Origin of the sequence: Limimaricola litoreus (assembly GCF_024159025.1) — a bacterium.
GTDB classification, from domain to species: domain Bacteria; phylum Pseudomonadota; class Alphaproteobacteria; order Rhodobacterales; family Rhodobacteraceae; genus Limimaricola; species Limimaricola litoreus.
Genome location: NZ_JAMYXC010000180.1, coordinates 1 through 1,949, shown reverse-complemented (window position 1 = coordinate 1,949; position 1,949 = coordinate 1). Strand labels below are relative to the sequence as shown.

General features: G+C 70.1%; 2 protein-coding genes. One reads left to right on the top strand and one right to left on the bottom strand.

Features of this window, described 5'->3' with window-relative positions; all coding sequences use genetic code 11:
* Positions 1–1,270 (bottom strand): 1-acyl-sn-glycerol-3-phosphate acyltransferase (locus tag NHG85_RS11780; protein WP_253332607.1); only part of this gene is annotated, 1,270 nt, incomplete at its 3' end.
* A 292-nt stretch (positions 1,271–1,562) separates the two neighbouring features.
* Between NHG85_RS11780 and NHG85_RS11775 the strand changes: the two genes are divergently transcribed.
* A partial coding sequence (locus NHG85_RS11775) for a methylmalonyl-CoA mutase family protein (RefSeq protein ID WP_253332605.1) occupies positions 1,563–1,949 on the top strand: 387 nt, incomplete at its 3' end.

The window sequence follows — 1,949 nt, the reverse complement described above, 5'->3', positions numbered from 1 at the left end:
GCAGGCCGCGCCGGAGCAGGTTGTCGAGCGCATCGGCGGTGATCCGGGCGGCGTCGCGGCGCGGCAGGGCGACGCCGCGCGCGTGCAGCATGCCCAGGCAGGCGGCGACGCGGATCTCGATTCGCTCGGGCGGCAGGGGTGAGGCATCAAGCAGGATGCCCGCCACCAGAGGCACCGGCAGCACCGGCATCACCGCCTCGATACGGGCCATCATCTCGCGCGACAGCCGCGCCGTATCCTGCGCCTCCGGCGGTTTGCCCTCGAGGAACTCGGCCAGCGACAGGGGCGCGCCAAAGCCGACGGAGGCCGTGCCGAAGCCGCGGAACCGCCCTGTGAGCCGTTGGCCCAGATGCCCCAGTACCGCGCCGATCAGCCGCGAGGGCGGCACGCGAAACCGCCGGTTGCCGGCCTGCCCCGCCCCGATCAGCACCCGGTCCTCAAGCACGCGGTCGTAGTTCAGCGCCACCGGCACGAAGATCACGTCGCGCGGGTGGTTGCCGAAATCCTCGACGATATGGCCCAAAAGACCCGTCTTCGGGGCCGCCATCCGGCCGGTGAGGCTGAGCCCGCCCTCGGGAAAGATCGCCTGCGTCACGCCGCCCGCCGTCGCCATCTGCACATAGCGCTGCAGAACCCGGCGATAGAGCGCGCCGCGATCCCGCCTGCGAATGAAATAGGCTCCCATCGCGCGGATCAGCGGTGCCAGCGGCCAGACCCGCGCCCATTCGCCCACCGCGTAGGACAGCGCCGAGGTGCGCGCGGCGAGCCATGTTACCAGCACGTAATCCATGTTGGAGCGGTGGTTCATCACGAAGACCACCGCCGCATCGGCATCGATCGCATCGAGCGTGTCGCGGTCGAAAGCCCCGAGCCGGATCCGGTAGAGCGCGCGGCTCAGCCATTTCGCGAGCCGGGTACCGAAGGTGAAATAGGCGGTAGCGGAAAAGGAGGGGACGATCTCGCGCGCGTAATCCCCGGCCAGCTCAAAGGCGACATTTTCCGGCACGCCGTGGCCCTGGGCATGTTCCACGATCGCCTGCGCCACGGCGGGGTCGTAGATCAGCCGCTGGATCATGTCGTGGCGGCGGGCGAGCTTGAACGGCTCGATCGGCCGCGCAAGCCGGGTGTTGAGCCGCGCCACCGCCCGCTCCATCCGCTTGCGAAAGAACCAGCGCACCGAAGGAAAGAGAAAATGCGAGGCGAAGGTGACCGTGGCGAACAGCACGATCAACACAAGCAGCCAGAGCGGGATTTCGACGGGGCGGAACATGCCGCGACCCTGACGCAATCGGGTGGCGGAGGGTAGCGCCGAGATGCGCGGGATCGCGCCTGCATCACGCCGGGGTGCCCCGGCCGATGCGTTTTGACCACACCTCGCGGGGTCGATCCCTCGCAAATGCCTCCGGGGCGGTCGGGACGGACGGCCCGGTCTGGACGCTCGCTCGTGGAAGGCCCATCATAAAAGCCCGCAGAAGGCGGGAGTTTCCCGCCACGGATGAAACGCGATCCCGGCCCGGTTTGGGGGCGGTGATCGACCTCGCCGCCACGAACCGGACCTTGCCATGACCGAGCCCTCCCCCCTGCCCCGGCCGACGGACAGCCACGCGCCGATCCGGCTTTGCCCCGATCTGCCGACGCGCGCGGGCTTTGATTCCGATCATCCCCTGGCGCAGGGGCTGGTGGGCGAGGAGGGGCCGACGATTGCCCATCTGGGGGATCTGGCGGCCCTGCTGCCGGAGCCTGTCTCCGCGCCGCTGGTGATCGACGCCGATGCAACGGGGCCTTGGCTTCTGGCCATGCTCGCGGCGCTGGCCGAGAGCTGGCCGGGCGGAGCGGCAGCGCTGCGCGGCGCGCTGTGCAACGACGCGCTCGACCTCTGCCGGGGGCCCGCCACGCCGCCTTGGTCCGGCGAGGCGGCGCTCGATCTCGCGGCCGATACCCTCTCATGG